Annotated in this window: 19 protein-coding genes and 1 pseudogene; 15 read left to right on the top strand and 5 right to left on the bottom strand. The window is 63.0% G+C overall.

Annotated features, from left to right (window positions below; translation table 11 throughout):
* The 6 genes from EOB49_RS26900 to EOB49_RS26875 form a co-directional block, all read left to right on the top strand.
* On the top strand, nucleotides 1-671 hold a 671-nt coding region (locus EOB49_RS26900; protein ID WP_127382771.1), incomplete at its 5' end, for a VOC family protein.
* Between the two features lie 4 nt (nucleotides 672-675).
* Nucleotides 676-1,296, top strand: coding sequence for an alpha/beta hydrolase (locus EOB49_RS26895; RefSeq protein WP_127382770.1), 621 nt, complete (start codon nucleotides 676-678; stop codon nucleotides 1,294-1,296).
* A gap of 2 nt (nucleotides 1,297-1,298) precedes the next feature.
* Nucleotides 1,299-1,598, top strand: coding sequence for a GNAT family N-acetyltransferase (locus EOB49_RS26890; protein WP_127322535.1), 300 nt, complete (start codon nucleotides 1,299-1,301; stop codon nucleotides 1,596-1,598).
* A 144-nt stretch (nucleotides 1,599-1,742) separates the two neighbouring features.
* Nucleotides 1,743-2,801, top strand: coding sequence for a dipeptidase (locus tag EOB49_RS26885; protein ID WP_127382769.1), 1,059 nt, complete (start codon nucleotides 1,743-1,745; stop codon nucleotides 2,799-2,801).
* A 98-nt stretch (nucleotides 2,802-2,899) separates the two neighbouring features.
* Entirely contained in the window at nucleotides 2,900-4,210 is a 1,311-nt protein-coding gene (locus EOB49_RS26880) for a flavin monoamine oxidase family protein (RefSeq protein WP_127382768.1), read from the top strand.
* A 210-nt stretch (nucleotides 4,211-4,420) separates the two neighbouring features.
* The gene (locus EOB49_RS26875) at nucleotides 4,421-4,831 is read left to right on the top strand and encodes a hypothetical protein (protein ID WP_127271289.1); all 411 of its coding nucleotides are present in this window, start codon (nucleotides 4,421-4,423) and stop codon (nucleotides 4,829-4,831) included.
* Nucleotides 4,832-4,943: 112 nt separating this feature from the next.
* On the opposite strand, the gene EOB49_RS26870 is transcribed toward EOB49_RS26875, so the two are convergent.
* Nucleotides 4,944-7,031: an ATP-binding protein gene (locus EOB49_RS26870; RefSeq protein ID WP_164781819.1), complete on the bottom strand. Its 2,088-nt coding sequence runs from the start codon at nucleotides 7,029-7,031 to the stop codon at nucleotides 4,944-4,946.
* A gap of 84 nt (nucleotides 7,032-7,115) precedes the next feature.
* Nucleotides 7,116-7,889, bottom strand: a complete 774-nt coding sequence (locus tag EOB49_RS26865) for a response regulator transcription factor (RefSeq protein WP_185929003.1) — start codon at nucleotides 7,887-7,889, stop codon at nucleotides 7,116-7,118.
* Nucleotides 7,890-7,935: 46 nt separating this feature from the next.
* Between EOB49_RS26865 and EOB49_RS26860 the strand changes: the two genes are divergently transcribed.
* The gene (locus EOB49_RS26860; RefSeq protein ID WP_127271440.1) at nucleotides 7,936-8,637 is read left to right on the top strand and encodes a response regulator transcription factor; all 702 of its coding nucleotides are present in this window, start codon (nucleotides 7,936-7,938) and stop codon (nucleotides 8,635-8,637) included.
* Between the two features lie 72 nt (nucleotides 8,638-8,709).
* Here EOB49_RS26860 and EOB49_RS26855 read toward each other — a convergent pair whose 3' ends face one another.
* Nucleotides 8,710-8,877 (bottom strand): hypothetical protein, encoded by a 168-nt coding sequence (locus EOB49_RS26855; protein WP_127382767.1) that lies wholly within the window; start codon nucleotides 8,875-8,877, stop codon nucleotides 8,710-8,712.
* Between the two features lie 206 nt (nucleotides 8,878-9,083).
* Here EOB49_RS26855 and EOB49_RS36575 point away from each other — a divergent pair, with 206 nt between their 5' ends.
* Both EOB49_RS36575 and EOB49_RS26845 read left to right on the top strand, forming a co-directional pair.
* Nucleotides 9,084-9,392: a hypothetical protein gene (locus tag EOB49_RS36575; RefSeq protein WP_164781818.1), complete on the top strand. Its 309-nt coding sequence runs from the start codon at nucleotides 9,084-9,086 to the stop codon at nucleotides 9,390-9,392.
* Nucleotides 9,393-9,626: 234 nt separating this feature from the next.
* Entirely contained in the window at nucleotides 9,627-10,088 is a 462-nt protein-coding gene (locus EOB49_RS26845) for a L,D-transpeptidase (RefSeq protein WP_127382766.1), read from the top strand.
* Nucleotides 10,089-10,298: 210 nt separating this feature from the next.
* Here the strand turns inward: EOB49_RS26845 and EOB49_RS26840 are convergent, their stop codons facing one another.
* Nucleotides 10,299-13,382 (bottom strand): efflux RND transporter permease subunit, encoded by a 3,084-nt coding sequence (locus EOB49_RS26840; protein ID WP_127272041.1) that lies wholly within the window; start codon nucleotides 13,380-13,382, stop codon nucleotides 10,299-10,301.
* Nucleotides 13,379-14,707, bottom strand: a complete 1,329-nt coding sequence (locus EOB49_RS26835) for an efflux RND transporter periplasmic adaptor subunit (RefSeq protein ID WP_127382765.1) — start codon at nucleotides 14,705-14,707, stop codon at nucleotides 13,379-13,381. The genes EOB49_RS26840 and EOB49_RS26835 overlap by 4 nt, the downstream gene beginning before the upstream one ends.
* A 145-nt stretch (nucleotides 14,708-14,852) precedes the next feature.
* On the opposite strand from EOB49_RS26835, the gene EOB49_RS26830 reads away from it, so the two are divergent.
* The 6 genes and pseudogenes from EOB49_RS26830 to EOB49_RS26805 form a co-directional block, all read left to right on the top strand.
* The gene (locus tag EOB49_RS26830; RefSeq protein WP_127382764.1) at nucleotides 14,853-15,386 is read left to right on the top strand and encodes a TetR/AcrR family transcriptional regulator; all 534 of its coding nucleotides are present in this window, start codon (nucleotides 14,853-14,855) and stop codon (nucleotides 15,384-15,386) included.
* Nucleotides 15,387-15,399: 13 nt separating this feature from the next.
* A pseudogene (locus EOB49_RS26825) lies at nucleotides 15,400-15,624 on the top strand (SDR family oxidoreductase); the annotation flags it as partial.
* A 454-nt stretch (nucleotides 15,625-16,078) separates the two neighbouring features.
* Nucleotides 16,079-17,407: an NAD(P)H-dependent oxidoreductase gene (locus EOB49_RS26820; protein ID WP_127382763.1), complete on the top strand. Its 1,329-nt coding sequence runs from the start codon at nucleotides 16,079-16,081 to the stop codon at nucleotides 17,405-17,407.
* A 2-nt stretch (nucleotides 17,408-17,409) separates the two neighbouring features.
* Entirely contained in the window at nucleotides 17,410-18,438 is a 1,029-nt protein-coding gene (locus EOB49_RS26815) for a thiamine pyrophosphate-dependent dehydrogenase E1 component subunit alpha (protein WP_127330357.1), read from the top strand.
* Nucleotides 18,438-19,436 (top strand): alpha-ketoacid dehydrogenase subunit beta, encoded by a 999-nt coding sequence (locus tag EOB49_RS26810; RefSeq protein WP_127382762.1) that lies wholly within the window; start codon nucleotides 18,438-18,440, stop codon nucleotides 19,434-19,436. The genes EOB49_RS26815 and EOB49_RS26810 overlap by 1 nt, the downstream gene beginning before the upstream one ends.
* Before the next feature lie 3 nt (nucleotides 19,437-19,439).
* Nucleotides 19,440-19,902 (top strand): biotin/lipoyl-containing protein (locus EOB49_RS26805; RefSeq protein ID WP_127382761.1); only part of this gene is annotated, 463 nt, incomplete at its 3' end.

The following is a 19,902-nucleotide window of genomic DNA, read 5'->3' as shown; positions in this document are numbered from 1 at the left end:
AAGGCACGCTTGGCTATTGGGAAAGCCGTTTTGCCGATGAGGGCGTCACCGGCCTGTCGCGTGAAGAGACATTCGGCGAGAAGCGTCTGGCCTTTGCCGGACCGGATGGCGACGGTTTCGCGCTGGTCGAGGACAAGGCCGACGCAAGAGCACCCTGGGCGAAGGGCGGTGTTCCCACGGACGAGGCGATCCGTGGCTTTCACTCGGTGTCGCTTCGGCTGAAGGACGGTGGCGCCACTGAGGAGCTGCTGAAGTTCATGGGCTATGAGGAAGTCGACAAGTCCAGCAATCTCAAGCGGCTGGCGGTGAAGAACGGCAATGGCGCCGACGTCATCGACATCGAATCGCTGCCGAGCACGGCCTTCGCCGATCTCGGTGCCGGCTCTGTCCATCACGTCGCCTTCGCGGTCGAGAACCGCGCCAGGCAGCTCGAGGTACGCAAGGCGTTGATGGACACCGGTTATGGCGTGACGCCGGTGATCGATCGCGACTACTTCTGGGCGATCTATTTCCGCACACCGGGTGGCGTGCTGTTCGAAGTCGCCACCAACGAGCCGGGTTTCGATCGCGACGAGGATACCGCTCATCTGGGCGAGGCGCTGAAGCTGCCGTCGCAGCACCAGCACCTGCGGCTGTATCTGGAACAGCATCTGCAGAGACTGGAAGGCTGAGGTCATGAGCAAGGACGCTTACATCCACAAGCTGCTGCCCGGTTCGCCGGGCGGTCCGCTGCTGTTCGTCTTCCATGGCACTGGAGGCGATGAGAACCAGCTTCTGTCGCTGGGGCGCGATCTCGCGCCCCAGGCAACCATCATCTCGCCGCGCGGCGATGTGTCCGAACAAGGTGCCGCGCGCTTCTTTCGCCGCACCGACGAGGGCGTCTACGATATGGAGGATCTGACACGGGCGACGATCAGGATGGCGGGCTTCGTCAAAGTCCATGTCGAAGCAGCGAAGCCATCGGCCGTGCTGGGTCTCGGCTATTCCAACGGCGCGAATGTCCTGGCCTCGGTGGTGTTCGCGGTTCCAGCGCTGTTCGACGCGTCGGTGTTGATGCATCCGCTGATCCCGTTCGAGCCGCAGGTGAAGGGCAGTCTCGCCGGCCGCCATATTCTGATGACCGCCGGCAAGCGCGACCCGATCTGCCCGCCGAACCTGACCACGCGACTCGAGGCATATTTGCGTGCCGACGGCGCCGATGTCACAGTGGAATGGCACGATGGCGGGCACGAGGTGCGGCCAAACGAGATCGAGGCGGCACGGCGGTTCTTTGCCGATGCTGCCCAAGGAGCATAGCGATGCCTGACCAACTGCCTGAGATCGAACTTGAGGATCGCGGTTCCAAGGGCCGCTATGTCCTGCGTGGACCCGATGGCGCCGAGGCCGAGATGACCTTCACCAAGATCGGTGAGCACCAGATCATCATCGACCACACCGAGGTGCCGGACGTCTTTCGCGGCCAGGGTGCCGGGCTTCGCCTCGTCACCCGCGCCGTCGAGGATGCGCGTGCGGCGGGTAAGAAGATCATCCCGCTCTGCCCGTTCGCCAACGCCCAGTTTCGCCGCCATCAGGAATGGGCCGACGTGCTGAAGCAATAGGGGTTTCGTCGCTTGGAAACGGTGCGGAAAGCGGCTGCGATCCCCACGGGGATGACTTTGGCATTTGTGCGGGTAGCGCATCCTGCCTAAGTCGATATGATATATCTCAGCCCCTTGCCGACAAACGAACCGAATGATCCCCCTATGACCGAAACCGATCTCGTTCCCGTCTTCGACGGCCACAACGATACGTTGCTCAGACTCTACCAGTCGAAAGACACGGATGTCGAAAAGCTGTTCGTAGAGGGGAAATCGGGCGGCCATATCGACCTGCCGCGTGCCAAAGCCGGCGGCTTCGCCGGCGGCATGTTTGCCATCTTTCCGCCGCCTGTCGAGAAATCCAGGCGCGGCGCCGTGCCCCTGGCGCCGAGTGCCGCCGAGCCGCTGCCGCCCGAGGTTCCGCGCAATGAGGCGCTGACCTCGACCATCGCGATGGCCTCGATCCTGTTCAGGCTGGAACGGGCCGGAGCGCTCACCGTCTGCCGCAGCGCCGGCGATGTGCGCGGTGCCATGGCGCAAGGCTCGATCGCCGCGGTGTTCCACATCGAAGGGGTCGAGGCGATCGATCCCGAGCTCACCATGCTCGACGTGCTGCATGAAGCCGGCCTGCGCTCGCTCGGCATCGTCTGGAGCCGGCCGAACGCCTTCGGCCACGGCGTGCCGTTCCGCTTCCCGTCCTCGCCCGACACCGGCCCCGGCCTGACCGATGCCGGCAAGGCGTTGGTCAAGGCCTGCAACCAGATGAAGATCATGATCGACCTGTCGCATCTCAACGAGAAGGGCTTTCGCGATGTCGCGGCGCTCAGCGATGCGCCGCTGGTCGCGACCCATTCCAACGTGCACGCGATCTGCGGCCATTCGCGCAACTTGACCGACTGGCAGCTCGGCGCGATTCGCGAAACCGGCGGCATGGTCGGGCTGAACTTCGCAACCGGCTTCCTGCGCGAGGATGGTCGCATGAATGCCGACACAAGCCTCGACATCATGGTGCGGCATATCGATTCGCTGCTGCAGGCACTGGGTGAGGACGGCGTTGGTCTTGGCTCCGATTTCGACGGCGCCATGATCCCGGCCGTCATCGGGGATGTCGCCGGCCTGCCGAAGCTGATCGATGCATTGGCGGCACGCGGTTTCGGCCGCGCACTGATCGAAAAAATCGCCTATCGCAACTGGCTCAATATGCTCGAGAAAACGATAGGTTAGAGACAGCCTGCGGCATGGCGTGTGCGGCCCGCCGGCATATGTCGACAAGGACATACTTCGTCGGTGGAAGCCGGATGCGATTGGGTGGATAGCCGGCAATGCTGAAGACCTTCACGGATGAGGGCGGCGAATTCGAGCGAACCGATGTCGTCATCGTCGGTGCGGGTTTCACAGGCCTGTCGGCGGCGCTCGAGATGAAGAAGGCCGACATCGATTTCATTCTGCTCGAAGCACGCGACCGCGTCGGCGGACGCGTCGAGTCCCGCCTGAACGGACTTGGCGAACGGATCGATAGTGGCGGCCAGTTCCTGTGCGAGGACATGCCGGAATTGATGGCGCTGATCGAGGCGCGCGGCAAGACGCTGGTTGAAACCTATGTCGATGGCGATTTCATCACCCAGCCGACGATGTCCGTACAACGAGCAGAGCGGATCTATGACGCGGCAATGGCAATCCGCGAGCGCATGAACGGGATCGATCCGGACGACGTCTCGATTGCCGGACTGACCGTTGCCGACTGGCTTGCCCGCCAGCGCGATTCGGCCGACGCCAGGGCCGTCTTCCGTTCGATGATCGAAGGTCTCTGGTGCATGGCGCTGGATCAGATTCCTCTCTGGTATCTGATCGACAATGACCGACGCGTCACCAACGAGGTGCCGGAGCTGCAATATTTCGTGCGCGAAACCATGCATTCACTGGCCGACGATCTGGCCCGCGACCTTGGCGATCGGTTGCGGCTCAGCGAGCCGGTCACGCGCATCGAGCACAGTTCGCAAGGTGTTCTTGTCGTTTCGGCCGGGGGTGCCATCGAGGCGCACGCGGTCCTGGTTGCCGTCCCGCCAGCGACGGTGACGGAGCTCGCCTTTGCCCCCGCCTTGCCAGCTGGACTGGGGCGGGCGCTCGGCGCCTGGAAAAGCGGCGCGGCTATCAAGATCCTGGTGCGCTATGCCAAACCGTTTTGGCGCGGACGGGATTTGAACGGCATGGTGATGTGGCTCGATCCGCCGGGGCTGTTTGCCTGCGACGCCGGCAAGGATGTGGAGCATGCCGCGCTCGTCGTGTTCGTCGGCGGGTCGCTCGCGCTGCGCTGGCGCGACCTCGGCGAGCCGGAACTGCGTGCGGAGGTGACCGGCCGGTTGGAGGCAGCCCTTGGCCCGAGTGCCGGTGATGTCATCGATTTCTGTTTGCGTGACTGGGTAGGAGATCGCTGGAGCGGCGGCGCGTACAGCGATCTTGTTGTCGACGTGACAGCAAGAGATGCCGAGCGAACGATCCTTGCCGGCGCACCGCCGGTGTATCTCGCCTGTTCAGAACTCTCGCCGTCGTTTCCGGGGTATGTCGAGGGCGCCATCATTGCCGGGCGTATCGCCGCGCACAAGATCATTGCCGAGCTTCAAGCTCCGGTCTGAGCCTGGTCTTTTCGAAAAACTGTTTGGCAAGATCGGGTCAGGTTGCGCCTCGAGCCCGAGCGCCGTCGAAGCTATGCCCGATTTTGCCCGACTTCGCCCGAATGCTGTTTCGAATTGGTTACAGTGCCAGTCCTTCGCCACCCCATCGTCGTTACAAAGTGCGGATAAGTTCATTTCACCGCCAAAAGAAACTCAGCGAAGGGGAAGGCAATGCATGCGAAAATCCAGACGATCCGCGGCGAGAGCCGCCTTCAGGCTCCAGAGCGCAATGACCGCCGTCCGAAACTGGCGCTGCGCCAGCGGGCCAGCGACCACCCCATGGCGATGTTCATGGTGCTGGCTGCTTGCGCCTTCGTCGGCATGGCGTTCACGCCGACAATCGGGCCGGCCTTCGCTTCGTTGAATCCGCCGTCCAATCTCATCGACGGCGCGCAGACGACGACCAGGACCGCGCGTCTGCCGGTACCGGTGACCGACTTCGCCTGCAAGGGCCAGACCTGGGGTGCCGAGAGTATCGACTGCCTGCGCGCAATCGCCGAACAGTCCGGAACACACAAGAGCCGCGCCATCCGCATGATCGCCACTGCCGCACCCTTGGCCGACACGCCGAATATTTTCTGATTTTGTCGTAGCACGATCCGAAACCGTTCCCGTTTTGGGATCATGTTCTGGACTCCCCGAGCGCTCCCTCCAGCGCGCTCTTCTTCGGCCCCCGCCCCCGGGGGCCTGTTTTTTATCCTTTAAAGGCTGCCTGTTCGGCAATGGCGGACAGAACACTGCGCACATCCAGCGTGCTGAACGGCTTTTCCAGGATCTGCGGCCGCTGCTGTGACGGCAGGGCCTCGATTTCGGCTTTCGCACCGATCAGGTCGCCTGTAACCAGCACGAAACGCCGCGCCAGGTCAGGCTTTTCGGCGAGCAGCTCGCGATAGACCGATATGCCGCTGACGCCGGGCATGCGCAGGTCCGAAAAGACGATGTCCGGCGGCATGTGGCCGCTCAAAGTGGCGGCGGCCGATTCCCAGACAGGAACGATCCGCGACTTGATGCCCATCAGTTCGAGTATGTCGGAGAGCGAGCCGGCGACATCCGGCTCGTCGTCGATGATCAAGGCATGGCGCAGGCCGCTCGATCGCGGCTGGTTGTCGCCGGCGGTGGCGAGGCCGGCCACGATGGCCGGCAGCTGGACGACGAAACGCGCACCTCTCGGGAGCACTTCCTCGAACCAGACATTGCCATTGTGCCGCTCGATGATCGATTTCGAGATCGACAGGCCGATGCCGGTGCCGACGCCGACCGGCTTGGTGGTGAAATAAGATTCGAAGATGCGGCCGCGGATTGCTTCCGGCACGCCGGGCCCATTGTCCTCGACCGAGAAGCAGGGGTGACCGCGGTCGCTGCGGAACGTCCGCACCTTGATCAGCCGGTCACCGGCAATGCCAGCCAAGGCGTGCTGGCTGTTGATGAGGAAGTTGGCCGCTACCTGCGTCACATGGTCGGCGTCGGCCATGGCCAGCAGCGGGCCGGCGGCGAAATCGGTGTCGATGACGATGCCGCTTGAGCGGGCGCCATAGGCGGTCACTTCGAGTGCCGACCGGATCACCTGGTTGAGGTCGGTCTCGGCCTGTGCCGCGGGATGGAGACGGACCATCGACAGGAAGCTCTTGACGATGCGGCCGCAGCGCTCGGCCGCGGCGCGCACCTTCTCGGCGCGCACCTTGGTCTGCGGATCGGAAGCGAATTCGTGCAGCAGCGTCGATTGCGCCACAACCACTGCCAGGGGATTGTTGAGCTCGTGCGATACGCCGGCCAGCAACGAACCCATCGCCGCCATCTTCTCGTTCTGGTGCAGCTTCTCGCGCTGCCGGCCGATTTCTTCCTCCGCACGCAATTTGTCGCGCAGGTCGCGGATGGAGCCGAAGATCAGGCGGCGGTCGGCGACCCGCATCTCGGTCGCCGTCAGCTCGATCGGGAACACTTCGCCGGCGGCATTCTGGGTCACCGTCTCGAGCCTTTGGCCGACCATCGGCGCGCCGCGGCCGGACATGTATTCGGCCCCCGAAGCATAGCCCTTGCGGTAATAGATCGGCACGATCGTATCGAGCAGGTCCTTGCCGAGAATGTCGCTGCGCTGGAAGCCGAACATCTTCTCGGCGGCCGGATTGAATTCGATGATCGAGCCGGTCTCGTCGATGACGACGATGGCATCGAGCGAGGCCTGCAGCATAGTGCGGCGAATGACCTCGCTGGCATGGGCGTCGGATGGCGAGCGCTCGATAGCGTCGCCGATAGCGAGCGCGATGATGTGCAGCGTCGCCTCTTCCTCGTCGGTCCATGCACGCTCGCTGACGCAGTCATTGACCGCCAGCGTGCCCCAGAGATGGCCATGCGCGAAGACCGAGACCGAGAGGAACGACTTGATGTTCTGCTTCTCGAAATCGGTCCTCAGGAAGCCTTCGAGGTCGCGCGTATGGCCGGCGAAGATCTTGCCTTGCCTCTCGTCCTCGGCAAGCCGCTCCAGCAGGGGGTCGGAATTGACGATCGATTGCATGATGACGGTTGGCGACGCCAGTTCGCCGCCGAAAAGAGGATCGATCCAGTAGGCGGCGACGGATTGGGCGAAGCCCTGGCCTGGCAGTTCGCGCAAGCGAAACAGGATGCCGCGCTGGCAATCCATGGCCCGGCAAAGCGCCTCCAGTATGCCGTCCATCTCACGCTGCCAGTCGCCTGCCTCGCGCAGCCGACGAACGACACGCACGGCCGCCATCGCCGCGCCCTGCCTGAACCCTTGCATATCGGTGCTTGCTGCTTCAGCGATCATCTTGTGCTGTCATTCCGGAGTCGCGCCAATTCGGAGTCGTGCCAATTTCGGCTGGCGAGCAACCGAATCCTTCCGGCCCGGTGCTCAGTTGCCGTCGCCGGCCGGCAGCGAGAAGATATAGCCCTCGCCGCGCACCGTGCGCAGGAATTTCGGATTGGCGGGATCGGCCTCGATCTTTTTGCGCAGCCGCATGATGCGGATGTCGACGGCGCGCGACGATTCCGGATCTTCGGTGAAACCGATCGCCTCGGAAATAGCGGCGCGGGTCAGCAGCCGGTTGGCGCGGGTGAGGAAAATCTCCAGCACGTCGAACTCACTCTTGGCCATGTCGATCACCGCGCCATTGGCACCGGTGACCAGCCTGCCGTCGAGATCGGCCTGAAAGGGCCCGAAGGCAACGGAACGGCGATCCGTCCCGGCCTTCTTGTCCTGGAGCTCCTTCGGCTGGGGAACGCGGCGCAACACGCTGCGGACCCTGGCCAGCACTTCGCGCAATTCGTAGGGCTTGACGATGTAGTCGTCGGCACCGAGTTCCAGCCCGACGATACGGTCGAGCGCGGTGCCGGCCGCGGTGGCATAGATGATGCCGATCGGCAGTTTCGAACGCAGCCAGCGGCCGAGCGAGAGGCCGTCCTCGCCGGGCATGGCGATGTCGAGAATGGCGAGATGAAACGATTGCGTTTCAACGAGGCTGCGCGCTGCGGCGGCACTTTCAGCGGTGGCCACGTCATAGCCGGATGCGCCAAGATATTCGGCGACCGCGTCCCTGAGGTCGGGCTCATCCTCGACGATGACAATTCTTGCCCGCACGATGCTTTCGCTCCCACTTTCAGTGGAAAGTAGATTGGGTATAAACATCATGTCCAGCACTCATATCCGGGTTGCCAGGGAACGGTTGGAAAATATGGCCGCACGATCCGTTATTGCGCTCGTTTCGGTAGCCGAAGTGGTGGCGACCGAGCTCGCCGACCATCTCGAGCGGCGCGGCCACGACGTGCATCAGGCGCGCCAGCCCTGGGAGGCCGAATCGCTGCTGTCGGGAAAGGGCATCGACGTCGTCGTCGTCGGCGACAGCCTCAGCCAGGCGGAGGGGCGCGACCTGCTCAGACGTTATGGCGGCCAAGGAGGAGGCGGCGAGGGCGGGCCGGATTTCATCCTGATCTGCCGGCCGGCCGATCTTGTCGACAAGGTGCTGGCGCTGGAGCTTGGTGCGGCCGACGTTGTCGAGAGCCCGCTCAATGTCCGTGAACTGGCCGCTCGTGTGGGCGGCCTGCTTTCGCGCCGCGGCAGGGGCACCCAGGAACTCATCGTGCTGGAGAACGCGACCGTCGATCTGAGATCGGCCATGGTCATGCATCGCTCCGGCTCCGAGGAACAGCTTTCGCCCGGCCAGGTGGCGCTGCTCAGGTTGTTCCTGGCCAGTCCGCGCAAGGTGCTCACGCGCGACGACATCATCGCCGCGGCACCGGCCGAAAACGCCGACGCCTTCGATCGCTCGATCGATTCGCGCATCGTGCGGCTGCGCCGCAAGCTCGACACCGACACCATCACCACAATACGTGGCGCCGGCTACCGGTTCGATCCGCCGCGACAGTTCGCCGACTGACCGCCGGGTACTGGCGCAATCCCTTTTGTCAGGCATCGGATTTTCCATCTCTGGGCCCGATGCTCTTGACGCTCAGCGTACCAGCAGAAGCGATGGCCCCACCGGCATGTCACTGCCCATGGTGAGTTCGCTTGCATGGGCGCGGTCCCTGAGCAGCACGGTGGCAAGGCCGGCAAAGCCGAGCAGGCCCTGGGCGTAAAGCAGTGCGGACAGCACCGAAGCGGCAAATTTCGTTGTCATCGTCGCAGTTCCCCAAATGCCAATTCTTCAAGAATGAACCTGTTGCGGGTCGCTTCAGGATACCCCCGAAGTGCCCGCGCCGCCCACGGAGCCCCCCGTCGCGGCGCGCGGCGCGGGCCTTCGGTCCTCTCGGCAGCAAGTTGCCGGAGGCGCCGCGCAAACCCGTCAGCCTAAGGCCGACCCGCCAGAGGGCCTTTAGCCGGGCGATGCGCAGGCTGGAAACAATCCAGACCGTGGCGAAAAACAGTGCGGCATGCAGCGTCGAAATCTCGCCTGATGTCATGGCGCCGAGGCTTGTCAGCGGGGTGCCGGCAACCGTGCCGACGCCGCCGATGGCCGCTGCCGCGATGCTGATCCTGAGAAGCCAGGACAGCGCGTTCGATTTCGTTCCCATGTTCGTTTCCGGCTGTTTTCGTTGCGTCAACTTTGCTCGCACCCCGTATCCGGATCATGCCGCTTGGAGCCGCGCTTTGTTGCAGGTTGGTTTCGATGTCGACGACTGTTCTTTCACATGATGCCAATTCGCACTTTCGTTGGAGGCGGATACTCATGTTCCCGCCGCTGGTCTTTGCTGGCGGGGCCTGCCGAGCGTGTTCCACCACCCATCTATAAGAGGGACGTTTGTTAACCAGTGGAAACAAATTCGAAACAGAAGCGAGCATTTTGCGAAATCTTCTCGAAACATGACGTTAGGATAAGCGGCCATCGAATTGGAGCCGGCCCAACCGGCAGAGAGAGGGGACTTCATCATGCATACCGCCATTTCCGCCAAGCTTATCAACATCACCGCCGCTGCCCTGACTGGTGCAGCACTGCTGCTCGGCGCCGGCTCGGGTGCGGCGCACGCCGCCAACAAGGTCGTGGCGCGCGTTTCGCTTTCGCAGCAGATCATGGAAGTCTCCGTCGACGGCCGGCCGACCTTCGCCTGGAAAGTCTCCACCGGCGACCGGGCCCATGTGACGCCGACCGGCTCGTTCAAGCCGACCCGCATGCATGAAATGTGGTATTCGAAGAAATACGACAACGCCCCGATGCCGCACTCGGTCTTCTTCAGCGGCGGCTATGCGGTGCACGCGACCTATGCGATCAAGCGCCTCGGCCAGCCGGCCTCGCATGGCTGCGTGCGGCTGCACCCCGACAACGCCGCCGATTTCTACCAGCTCGTCGAAACCTTCGGGGCGACCAACACCAGCATCGTCATCGTCAAGTAGCAGGCTGGAAACGGTGGCGTGTCAGCATGCTGGCGCGCCTCGAGGCTCCCACCGGAAAACGCTGCGGTATCGAGCACAGCTCGAACCGAGGTATTGCGTACAGCTCAAACCGGCGGTATCGAGCCCAGCCAAAAAGAAAAGAGGCCGGAAAGTTTCCGGCCTCTTTTCTTTTGCATTTGTCCTGCGCATTTCCGGGCAGGAAGCCCCACCCTAGCTCGGCAGTGCCGGCATCAGCTTGGGATCCGGCTTCTCCGCCAAATGAGGCAGGTCCTTGCTGGCGATGAAGGTGTAGAACATGGGCACGACGAAGAGCGTGAACAGGGTTCCGACCAGGATGCCGGTGAAGATGACCAGGCCCATCGAATAGCGGGCCGCGGCACCAGCGCCGCTGGACGTGATCAGCGGCACCACGCCGAGCGCCATCGCCGCCGTCGTCATCAGGATCGGCCGCAGGCGCACCTTGGCCGAGGCGATGATGGCGTCGCGCCGTCGCATGCCATGCTTTTCACGCTGCTGGTTGGCGAACTCGACCAGCAGGATGCCGTGCTTGGTGATCAGACCGATCAGTGTGATCAGGCCGACCTGCGTGTAGATGTTGAGCGTGCCGAGGCCCAGATTGAGCGGCACGATCGCGCCGAAGATCGACAGCGGCACCGCCATCATGATGATCAGCGGGTCGCGAAAGCTTTCAAACTGCGCCGCCAGCACCAGATAGATGACGACAACGGCCGCCGCGAAAGCGATCAGGATGGTGTTGCCCTGTTCCTTTTCCTGTCGCGATTGACCGGAATAGTCGAGGAAGAAGGTGTCGGGCAGGCTCTCCTTGGCGATGTCCTCCAGCGCCTTCAGCCCGTCGCCGGTGGTGACGCCGGGCAGCGGGAGCGCCGAAATCGTCGACGAATTCAGTTGGTTGAACTGCTCGATTGCCGCCGGCGCCGCATTGTTCGAAATCTTGACCACCGCCGAGAGCGGCACCATCTCGCCCGTCACGCTGCGCACGAAGTATTCGCCGAGCTTATCGGGGTTGTCGCGAAACTCCTGCGGCACCTGCGGGATGATGTCGTAGCTGTTGGAGTCACGGTCGAACTGCGCCACTTCGGCGCCGCCGACCAGCAAGGTCAGCGTGCGGCCGATATCGGCGATCGGCAGGTTCAACGCCGCGGCGCGATCACGGTCGATGGTCACCGTCACCTCCGGTGCGTCATAGGCCATCGAATTCTGCACGACGATGAAGCGGCCGGAGGCTTGCGCCTTGTTCTTGATCTGCTCGGCCACCTCGTACACTTCCGAGGAAGCGCCGGTCGATCGGACCACCATGGAAATGGGCAGGCCGCCACCAGAGCCGGGCAGCGTCGGCGGCGCGAAGACGAAGGCCTCGACGCCGGCCACTTTGGCGATACGGGCCGTGATGTCGGCCTGCAGTTCCTTCGAATTGCGCTTGCGTTCCGCCCAATCCTTGAAGGCATAGCCGACGAAGGCACTGTTTGTCGTGCCGCCGAAGGCGACGGCCGAGAACTGCGCCCGTGTTTCGGGAATATCCTTCACCAGACCGAGGATCTGGTTGACGTATGTCTCGGTGTAATCGGAGGTCGCATAACGCGGCCCTGTCACGATCGAGAGCAGAAAGCCCTGGTCCTCTTCCGGCGCCAGTTCGCTCGAGGTCTTGGTGAACATGAAGCCGGTGACGCCGACAAGCGCAAGCACGATGATCAGCGTCAATGGGCGATAATTGAGCGACCCGGTGACGGCGCGTTCATAGACATGCTCGACGCGCGCGAAGGCGCCGTCGACAATGCGCTGGAAACGGCCCGGCGTGCCGGACTTCAGGAGGCGTGCCGACATCATCGGGGTGATGGTGATGGCGATGACGCCCGACAGCACCACTGAGCCGGCGAGCGTGACCGCGAATTCACGGAACAATGCGCCGGTCAGGCCGCCGGTGAAGGCCAGCGGCGCGAACACGGCGGCCAGTGTCATGGTCATGGCAATGATGGCCGACGATATTTCGCGCATACCGCTGAACGCGGCCTGCATCGGCGACATGTGGTCTTCTTCCATATGGCGATGGATGTTCTCCACCACCACGATGGCGTCGTCGACGACCAGGCCGATCGCCAGCACCATGGCCAGCAGCGACAGCAGGTTGATCGAATAGCCCACCGCAAACAAAAGGAAACAGACGCCGATCAGCGACAACGGGATGGTGATGATCGGCATCATCACCGACCGGAAGGAGCCAAGGAACAGAAGGATGACGACGATGACGATGGCAACCGCCTCGGCGATGGTCTTGAACACCTCTTCGATTGAAGCGCTGATCTGCCCGGTCGCGTCGTAGACGACCTCGATCGTCATGCCTTTCGGCAGCGTCTCCTGAATCTGCGGCACCAGCTTGGTGAGCGCAGCCGCCGTGGTCAGCGGATTGGCCGCCGGCGTCGGGAAGATGGCGAGGAAGGTGCCGGGTTTGCCGTTGAACGAGACCCGGGTGTCGGTGTTCTCGGCCGCCAGTTCGACGCGAGCCACGTCGCGCAACCGCACCACATTGCCGTCAGTCGAGCGCAGCGGCAGCTCGGCGAATGCCTCCGGCGTCTGCAATGTCGAGCGCACGGTGATCGAGGAAACGACATACTCGTTCTGGGTGTTGCCGGGCGCCGACAGGAAGTTGGAATTGTTGATCGCCGTCAGCAGTTCGGAGGCCGTCACGCCGCGCGCGGCAAGCTTGACCGGATCGATCCAGACGCGCATCGAGTATTCCTGGGCGCCGAAGATCTGCACGTCGGCGACGCCTTCGACCGTCGACATGCGCGGTCTGATGACGCGCTCGATATACTCCGTCAGCTGCTCCTTCGTCATGTTCGGATTCTGCATCGAGATGTACATCATCGCGAACTGCTGGCCGGTGCCCTTGACGATGACAGGGTCCTTCGATGCGTCCGGCAAGGTGCCGCGCACGCCTTGGACCTTGGACAGGACTTCGGTCAGCGCGACGTCGGGGTTCGAGCCGAGCTTCATCTGCACGGTCACGGTGCTGGAGGACGGGCGGCTGGACGAGGTGACGTAATCGATGTTTTCGGTCGAGGCGACGGCGCGGGCGATCGGGGCAGAAATGAAGCCCTGGATCAGATCGGCGCTGGCGCCTGGATAGGCCGTCGTGATGGTGATCGCGGTTTCATCGACCTTCGGATACTGCCGGATCGACAGGTTGAAGATGCCCTGGAAACCCAGGAGCAGGATCATGCAAGCAAGGACCGTCGAAAGAACAGGCCGGCGAATGAAGAGATCTGAAAAACTCATTGCTGTTCGGCCTGCTTGTTCGCCGATTTGGTCGGGTCGATGGTGTTGTCCACAACGACGGACATGCCGTTGAAGAGGCGGTTCTGGCCGGCGGTGACGACCTCGTCGCCGGCCTTCAGCCCCTCGACGATCTCGACCATGCCTTGATTGCGGCGGCCGGGCTTGACGAACACCTGCGACAGCACGAGCGCGGGCTTGTCACCTTCCGCCGCCGGCTTGGCCGGATCGGCAGCCTTGTCGGTTGGTTTTGCCGCATCGGCGGCAGGCTTGGCTGCATCAGCCGCCGGCTTCATGGCATCGGCCGGCTTGGTGTCCGCAGGCTTGGCTTCCGCCGATTTGTCGGCTGACGGCGCGGCGGGTTTTTCCTCCGGCTTGGCTGGGGCCGCCTCGGCAGGCTTGGCCGGCTGCACCACGAAGATGTAGTCGCCATAGAGACTGGTCGTCAGCGCCGTCTGCGGCAGCGTCAGCACGTTCTGCTCTTCGGGCAGTTCGACACGCACCTGCACGAACTGGCCGGGGGTCAGCTTGCCATCGGGATTGGCGACTTCCGCCCGGATGTTCACCAGCCGGCTGGACGAGTCGATCTTCGGGTCGATGCCGCGAATGGCGCCTGCGAATGGCCTGTCCTCACCGCCAAGGCCCAATCGAATCGTCTGGCCGATCTTGAGCAAGGCGAGTTGCTGTTCGGGAACCGAGAAATCGACCCGCATCGTATCGAGGTCCTGCAATGTCACCACGGCGGTGCCGGGCGCCAGATACTGGCCGATATCGATTTTCGGAATGCCCACCGTGCCGCCGAAAGGCGCCGTCAGCTGCTTCTGCTCGAGTACGGCCTGCAGCTTGGTGACCTGAGATGCCGAGGCCGAGGCCGCCGCACGCGCCGTGTCCAGCGTCGAGTCGGAGCCGACGCCACGCCTGGTCAGTTCGATGGCGCGGGCCAGCGAGGTCTGGTCGAGCGCGGCCTGCGCTTTCTGGGCGTCGAGATCGGCGCGCTCGACGGCGTCATCGAGCTGCAGCAGAACCGCATTGTCGGCCACCTTCTGGTTGGCATGGAAAAGGATGTCCTTGACGATCCCGGTGGTCTCGACCGTCAGGTCGACACCGCGCACAGCCCTGACCGTACCGATCGCCTCGACGCCTGGCGTCCAGGCCGAAGGCTTGGCGATGGTCGTCGAAACGGTTGCCGCCGGCGGCTTCATCGATGCGAAGTACTGCTTGATGCCGTTGTCGCGCAGGAAGTTGAAGCCGACGATGCCGCCGACCACAACGACGAGCAGAGCCAGAACCAGAACAATGATAAAGATACGGAGTATGCGCTTGAACAAGGAAGTCCCCTCAGTCGAAATCCGGCGCGAAGCGCGGATATCGGGACACATATCGACTGCGGGTCCCGATTTCAAATAATGGCGGTCTTCCTGTACCGTCTGGACGGTCTTGTCAATTGGGCCTAAGCTTGCGATGGGAGGCCCCATGAGAGCCCAAAGACCGAATTCGCGCGAGAAGATTCTCGCCGCGGCGGCTGATGTTGCCCGGGAATCCGGACCAGGCAGCCTGTCGCTGGATGCCGTAGCCAGCCGTGCCGGCGTGTCCAAGGGAGGGCTCCTCTACAATTTCCCGACCAAGGCCAAATTGATGCAAGGTTTGGTCGAAGGCTATCTGCGTGAGTTCGAGCACGCACTGGAAGCCGCCCGCACAAATGACAAGGACGAAAATCCCCTGGCCGTCTACATCAGGCTGTCCGCCAATGATTGCGAGGAAAAGCAGCCGTCGGCGTCCTGGATTTTCTCGGCAATCGCCGAGAATCCCGATTTCATGATGCCGATAAAGACCTTCAAGAGGCAGCTTTTCGAGCGGCTGAAAGGTGAGACGCCGGATCTCAAATCGCTGTTGATCTGCTATCTCGCCATCGAGGGATTGCGCAGCATGAACCTCTTCGATTCGGATGTCCTGTCGAAAGACGAGCGAGAGCTTCTGGTATCGTCCCTGCTCGAGATCGCCAAATAGGCGTCGCCCACCCTATGTCTGGACCCCACTGGTCGAAAGGCAGATTCCCGACACCATGAAGGCGCGCGGCATGACCGAGGAACAGGTCAAGCACGATGTGCTGCTCGCAGCCCAGCCGACCAAGGAATTCGTCACCGTCGATGAGCTTGCTGCGTTGACGCTGTTCCTGTGTTCGGACGCGGCCAGGCAGATCACCGGCACGACCTTACCGATGGACGGCGGCTGGACGGCACAGTAGAGGGTAATCCAAGCGTTCCGTTTGCCGGCTGGTGCCGCTGGGCGCTAGCAGAAAAGCACCCGCCTATGCCGTGGTCTTGATCGATGCGGATGGCGTGGTCGTGCATTTCCATGATGTTCCGATCGACGCGGCGGGTTGCCCGTGGCGGCTTCGCGGAACACTGAGCAGGACTTCCCGCGAGGGCCAAGATGCCGCCAGTCGCCTGCGCCGGCCTATTGCACGGCAGCGCAACAGGCTGCGCCTTTGCTGAGCTGAACGATCCCAACCGATGCCCATCCGCGCACTGACGGCGACTGCGCTGCATCAGGTTTTCCAGCCTCTTTTTCGTCCCGCTGGACTGTGGTGAAAGTGCCCAAAAAGCACGTGAATCTGGACATTAGTCTTGACAGAAATACAGATGTTCAATACCCGTCAGGCAATCGAACAAGCCTGCATTATGGGAGGAACGAGCGGTATGGCTTCCAATGTTTCGTTGACGGGCCTTGCCCGCGATCTCGAGGAACGCGCCAAGTCGGGCAAGCCTATCCGCATCGGCCTGATCGGCTCGGGCGAGATGGGAACCGACATCGTCACTCGTGTCGCTCATATGTCAGGCATCGAGATCGGCGCCATTTCCGAACTGAACCTGCCTGCCGCCAGCAAGGCCGTCGATATCGCCTTCCAGGAAACCGGGCATGCGCGCGAGGTGTCGAACGCGTCGGGGATGACGGCGGCGATGGAGGCCGGCAAGGTGGCGGTCACCAACGATGCCAGCCTTGTCATCAACAATGATCTGATCGACGTCGTCATCGACGCCACCGGGGTTCCCGCCGTCGGCGCCGAGATCGGGCTGCGCGCCATGGAACATGGCAAGCATCTGGTGATGATGAATGTCGAGGCCGACGTCACCATCGGCGCCTATCTGAAGAGCGAGGCCGACCGGCTCGGCGTCACCTATTCGCTGGGCGCCGGCGATGAGCCGTCCTCCTGCATGGAACTGATCGAGTTCGTTTCGGCCATGGGGCATCCGATCGTTGCCGCCGGCAAGGGCAAGAACAATCCGCTCAACATCGACGCCATTCCCCCAGACTATGAGGAGGAAGCCAAGCGCCGGCACATGAATGTGCGCATGCTGGTCGAATTCGTCGACGGCTCCAAGACCATGGTCGAGATGGCGGCGATCGCCAATGCCACCGGCCTGGTTCCAGACAAGGCCGGCATGCATGGCCCGGCGGCGACGCTTGGCGAACTGTCCAAGGTGCTGGTGCCGCAGAAGGATGGCGGCGTGCTGTCGAGGGTCGGCGTCGTCGACTATTCGATCGGCAAGGGTGTCGCGCCCGGCGTCTTCGTCGTTGCAGACATGTCGCATCCGCGCATTTCCGAGCGCATGGAAGATTTGAAGATGGGCAAAGGCCCGTATTTCACTTTCCATCGTCCCTATCACCTGACTTCGCTCGAAGTGCCGCTGACCTGCGCGCGCGTCGTGCTCTACGGCAAGGCCGACATGGTGCCGCTGGCCGAACCGGTGGCCGAAGTCGCCGCCGTGGCCAAGAAGGACATGAAGCCCGGCGAGAAGCTCGATGCGATCGGCGAATATTGCTATCGTGCCTGGATCATGACGACGCCTGAGGCGCGCGCCGCCAAGGCCATTCCCTGCGGCCTGCTGCAGGGCGGCTCGGTCACCGCGCCGATCAAGAAGGGCGAGCTCATAACCTACGCGAATGCAGCGCCCGCGGCGGGCTCCAAGATCGCCGAACTGCGCGCCCGCCAGGACAAGCTCGTCTATGGGTCCGTGGGAGCGTGATCATGGCCACAGCCAGCAAAGCCGTCACTGACAGTCGCGCCAATCTGCCCTTCGTCTACCGCCAATACAGCGCCGAGCAGCTCAAGCAGGTGCTCCATAAGATGTACCTGATCCGCCGCTTCGAAGAGGGCGCGGAGGAGTGCTACACGCGCGGCCTCATCCACGGCACCATGCATTTGTCGATCGGCCAGGAAGCCAGCGCCATGGGCATCTGCATGCCGCTTGCCGAGGATGACCAGATCACCTCGACGCATCGCGGTCATGGCCACTGCATTGCCAAGGGCGCCGAGGTCAAGCGCATGTTCGCCGAGTTCTTCGGCAAGACCACAGGCTATTGCAAGGGCCGTGGCGGCTCGATGCACATCGCCGATGTCGGCAAGGGCAATCTCGGCGCCAATGGCATCGTCGGCGGCGGCATCCCGATCGCCGTCGGGGCGGCATTGTCCTCCAAGATGATGAAGACCGGCAAGGTCGTGGTCTCGTTCTTCGGCGATGGCGCCAACAATGAAGGCGCTTTCCACGAGGCCCTCAACATGGCGGCGGTCTGGAAGCTGCCCGTCATTTTCGTCTGCGAGAACAATGGCTACGGCATGTCCACATCGACAGCCCGCTCGACCGCGGTCAAGAACATCGCCGAGCGCGCCGCCGCCTATTCGATGCCGGGCGTCATCGTCAACGGCAACATCTTCTCCGAGGTCGCCGAGGCGTCTCATCAGGCTATCGCCCGAGCCCGCGCCGGCGAGGGGCCGACGCTGATCGAGTCCAAGACCTACCGCCATCGCGGCCATTCCAAGAGCGACCGCAACCGCTATCGCACCAAGGAAGAGATCGAGGACTGGATGTCGAACCGCGATCCGATCACCCTGTTCGAAAGCGAGCTCAGGGAATTCGGCTTCATCGACGACAAGGGCATCGAGGCCATTCGCGATTCCGTGGCGCAAGAGATCGCCGAGGGCATCGAGTTCGCCAAGGCGAGCCCATCGCCCGATATCAGCGAGACCGGAAATTACGTGTATACGGAGCAGGCGTGATGGACGCGATGGTGCGTGAACTGAGCTACGCCCAGGCGATCCAGGAAGCCATGGCGATCGCCATGGACATGGACGAACGCGTTTTCCTGATGGGCGAAGATATCGGTGTCTATGGCGGCGCCTTCCAGGTCACCGGCGACCTGGTCGAACGTTACGGCGCTGACCGCGTCATCGACACGCCGATTTCGGAATTGGGCGGCGCGGGCGTCGCGGTGGGGGCTGCCCTCACGGGCATGCGGCCGATCTTCGAGTTCCAGTTTTCCGATTTCGCCACGCTAGCCATGGAGCAGATCGTCAACCAGGCGGCCAAGATGCGCTTCATGCTGGGCGGCGAGGTTTCGGTTCCCGTGGTGATGCGCTTTCCCGCCGGCTCCGGCACCGGCGCGGCGGCTCAGCACAGCCAGAGCCTCGAGGCCTGGCTCGGCCATGTGCCGGGTCTGAAAGTCATCCAGCCGGCGACCCCCTATGATGCCAAGGGCATGCTTTTGGCGGCGGTCGCCGATCCCGATCCGGTGATGATCTTCGAGCACAAGCTGCTCTACAAGATGAAGGGACCGGTGCCCGAAGGCTATTACACCGTGCCGATCGGCAAGGCCGATATCCGCCGCGAGGGCCGGGATCTCACCATCGTCGCCACCTCGATCATGGTGCAGAAAGTGCTCGACGCGGCTGCCGCACTGGAGAGCGAAGGCATCGACGTCGAAGTCGTCGATCTCCGCACCATCCGGCCGATGGACAAGCATACCCTCATCGACAGCGTCAAGAAAACGTCGCGGCTGCTATGCGTCTACGAAGCGGTCAAGACGCTGGGCATCGGCGCCGAGGTCAGCGCCATGATCGCCGAGAGCGAGGCGTTCGATTATCTCGATGCGCCGATCGTGCGGCTGGGCGGCGCCGAAACGCCGATCCCCTATAATCCGGAGCTCGAGAAGGCGACGGTGCCGCAAATTCCCGACATCATCACCGCTGCGCGCGACCTCGTGAAAGGGATTCGCTGAGCAATGCCGACCGAAGTCATTCTTCCCAAGGTCGACATGGACATGGCGACCGGACAGATCTCGCGCTGGTTCGCCGAGGAAGGCGCGCACGTCAAGAAGGGCGATGTGCTGTTCGAGATCGAGACCGACAAGGCGGCGATGGAAATCGACGCGCCGGCCAGCGGCGTGCTGCGCGATGTCAGCGGCAAGGAAGGTGTCGATATCGCGGTCGGCGCTGCCGTCGCGTGGATCTATGCCGACGGTGAAAGCTATGCGCCAAATTCCCCCCTCGAGGGGGAGATGTCGACGAAGTCGAGAGAGGGGGTTGCCTCAGGAGGCACCCCTGTGCCGTCGAGCCCAGTCGAACCGACCCCACCCGACCGGCCTGTGGCCGGCCACCCTCCCCTCAAGGGGGAGGGGGATGTGCTGCGTCTGTTCGAACAGGGCTCCTACGACCTCGTCCCGCATGACAATATGCGCAAGACCA

Origin of the sequence: Mesorhizobium sp. M7A.F.Ca.MR.148.00.0.0, assembly GCF_003997735.1 — a bacterium.
Classification (GTDB): domain Bacteria; phylum Pseudomonadota; class Alphaproteobacteria; order Rhizobiales; family Rhizobiaceae; genus Mesorhizobium.
This window is presented reverse-complemented; position numbering and strand designations above follow the sequence as displayed.

What these genes read in the sequence shown, in the direction of transcription:
- EOB49_RS26895 (WP_127382770.1), top strand. Translation starts at nt 676, where the DNA reads ATGAGCAAGGACGCTTACATCCACAAGCTGCTGCCCGGTTCGCCGGGC.
- EOB49_RS26890 (WP_127322535.1), top strand. Translation starts at nt 1,299, where the DNA reads ATGCCTGACCAACTGCCTGAGATCGAACTTGAGGATCGCGGTTCCAAG.
- EOB49_RS26885 (WP_127382769.1), top strand. Translation starts at nt 1,743, where the DNA reads ATGACCGAAACCGATCTCGTTCCCGTCTTCGACGGCCACAACGATACG.
- EOB49_RS26880 (WP_127382768.1), top strand. Translation starts at nt 2,900, where the DNA reads ATGCTGAAGACCTTCACGGATGAGGGCGGCGAATTCGAGCGAACCGAT.
- EOB49_RS26875 (WP_127271289.1), top strand. Translation starts at nt 4,421, where the DNA reads ATGCATGCGAAAATCCAGACGATCCGCGGCGAGAGCCGCCTTCAGGCT.
- EOB49_RS26870 (WP_164781819.1), bottom strand. Translation starts at nt 7,031, where the DNA reads ATGATCGCTGAAGCAGCAAGCACCGATATGCAAGGGTTCAGGCAGGGC.
- EOB49_RS26865 (WP_185929003.1), bottom strand. Translation starts at nt 7,889, where the DNA reads ATGTTTATACCCAATCTACTTTCCACTGAAAGTGGGAGCGAAAGCATC.
- EOB49_RS26860 (WP_127271440.1), top strand. Translation starts at nt 7,936, where the DNA reads ATGGCCGCACGATCCGTTATTGCGCTCGTTTCGGTAGCCGAAGTGGTG.
- EOB49_RS26855 (WP_127382767.1), bottom strand. Translation starts at nt 8,877, where the DNA reads ATGACAACGAAATTTGCCGCTTCGGTGCTGTCCGCACTGCTTTACGCC.
- EOB49_RS36575 (WP_164781818.1), top strand. Translation starts at nt 9,084, where the DNA reads ATGCGCAGGCTGGAAACAATCCAGACCGTGGCGAAAAACAGTGCGGCA.
- EOB49_RS26845 (WP_127382766.1), top strand. Translation starts at nt 9,627, where the DNA reads ATGCATACCGCCATTTCCGCCAAGCTTATCAACATCACCGCCGCTGCC.
- EOB49_RS26840 (WP_127272041.1), bottom strand. Translation starts at nt 13,382, where the DNA reads ATGAGTTTTTCAGATCTCTTCATTCGCCGGCCTGTTCTTTCGACGGTC.
- EOB49_RS26830 (WP_127382764.1), top strand. Translation starts at nt 14,853, where the DNA reads ATGAGAGCCCAAAGACCGAATTCGCGCGAGAAGATTCTCGCCGCGGCG.
- EOB49_RS26820 (WP_127382763.1), top strand. Translation starts at nt 16,079, where the DNA reads ATGGCTTCCAATGTTTCGTTGACGGGCCTTGCCCGCGATCTCGAGGAA.
- EOB49_RS26815 (WP_127330357.1), top strand. Translation starts at nt 17,410, where the DNA reads ATGGCCACAGCCAGCAAAGCCGTCACTGACAGTCGCGCCAATCTGCCC.
- EOB49_RS26810 (WP_127382762.1), top strand. Translation starts at nt 18,438, where the DNA reads ATGGACGCGATGGTGCGTGAACTGAGCTACGCCCAGGCGATCCAGGAA.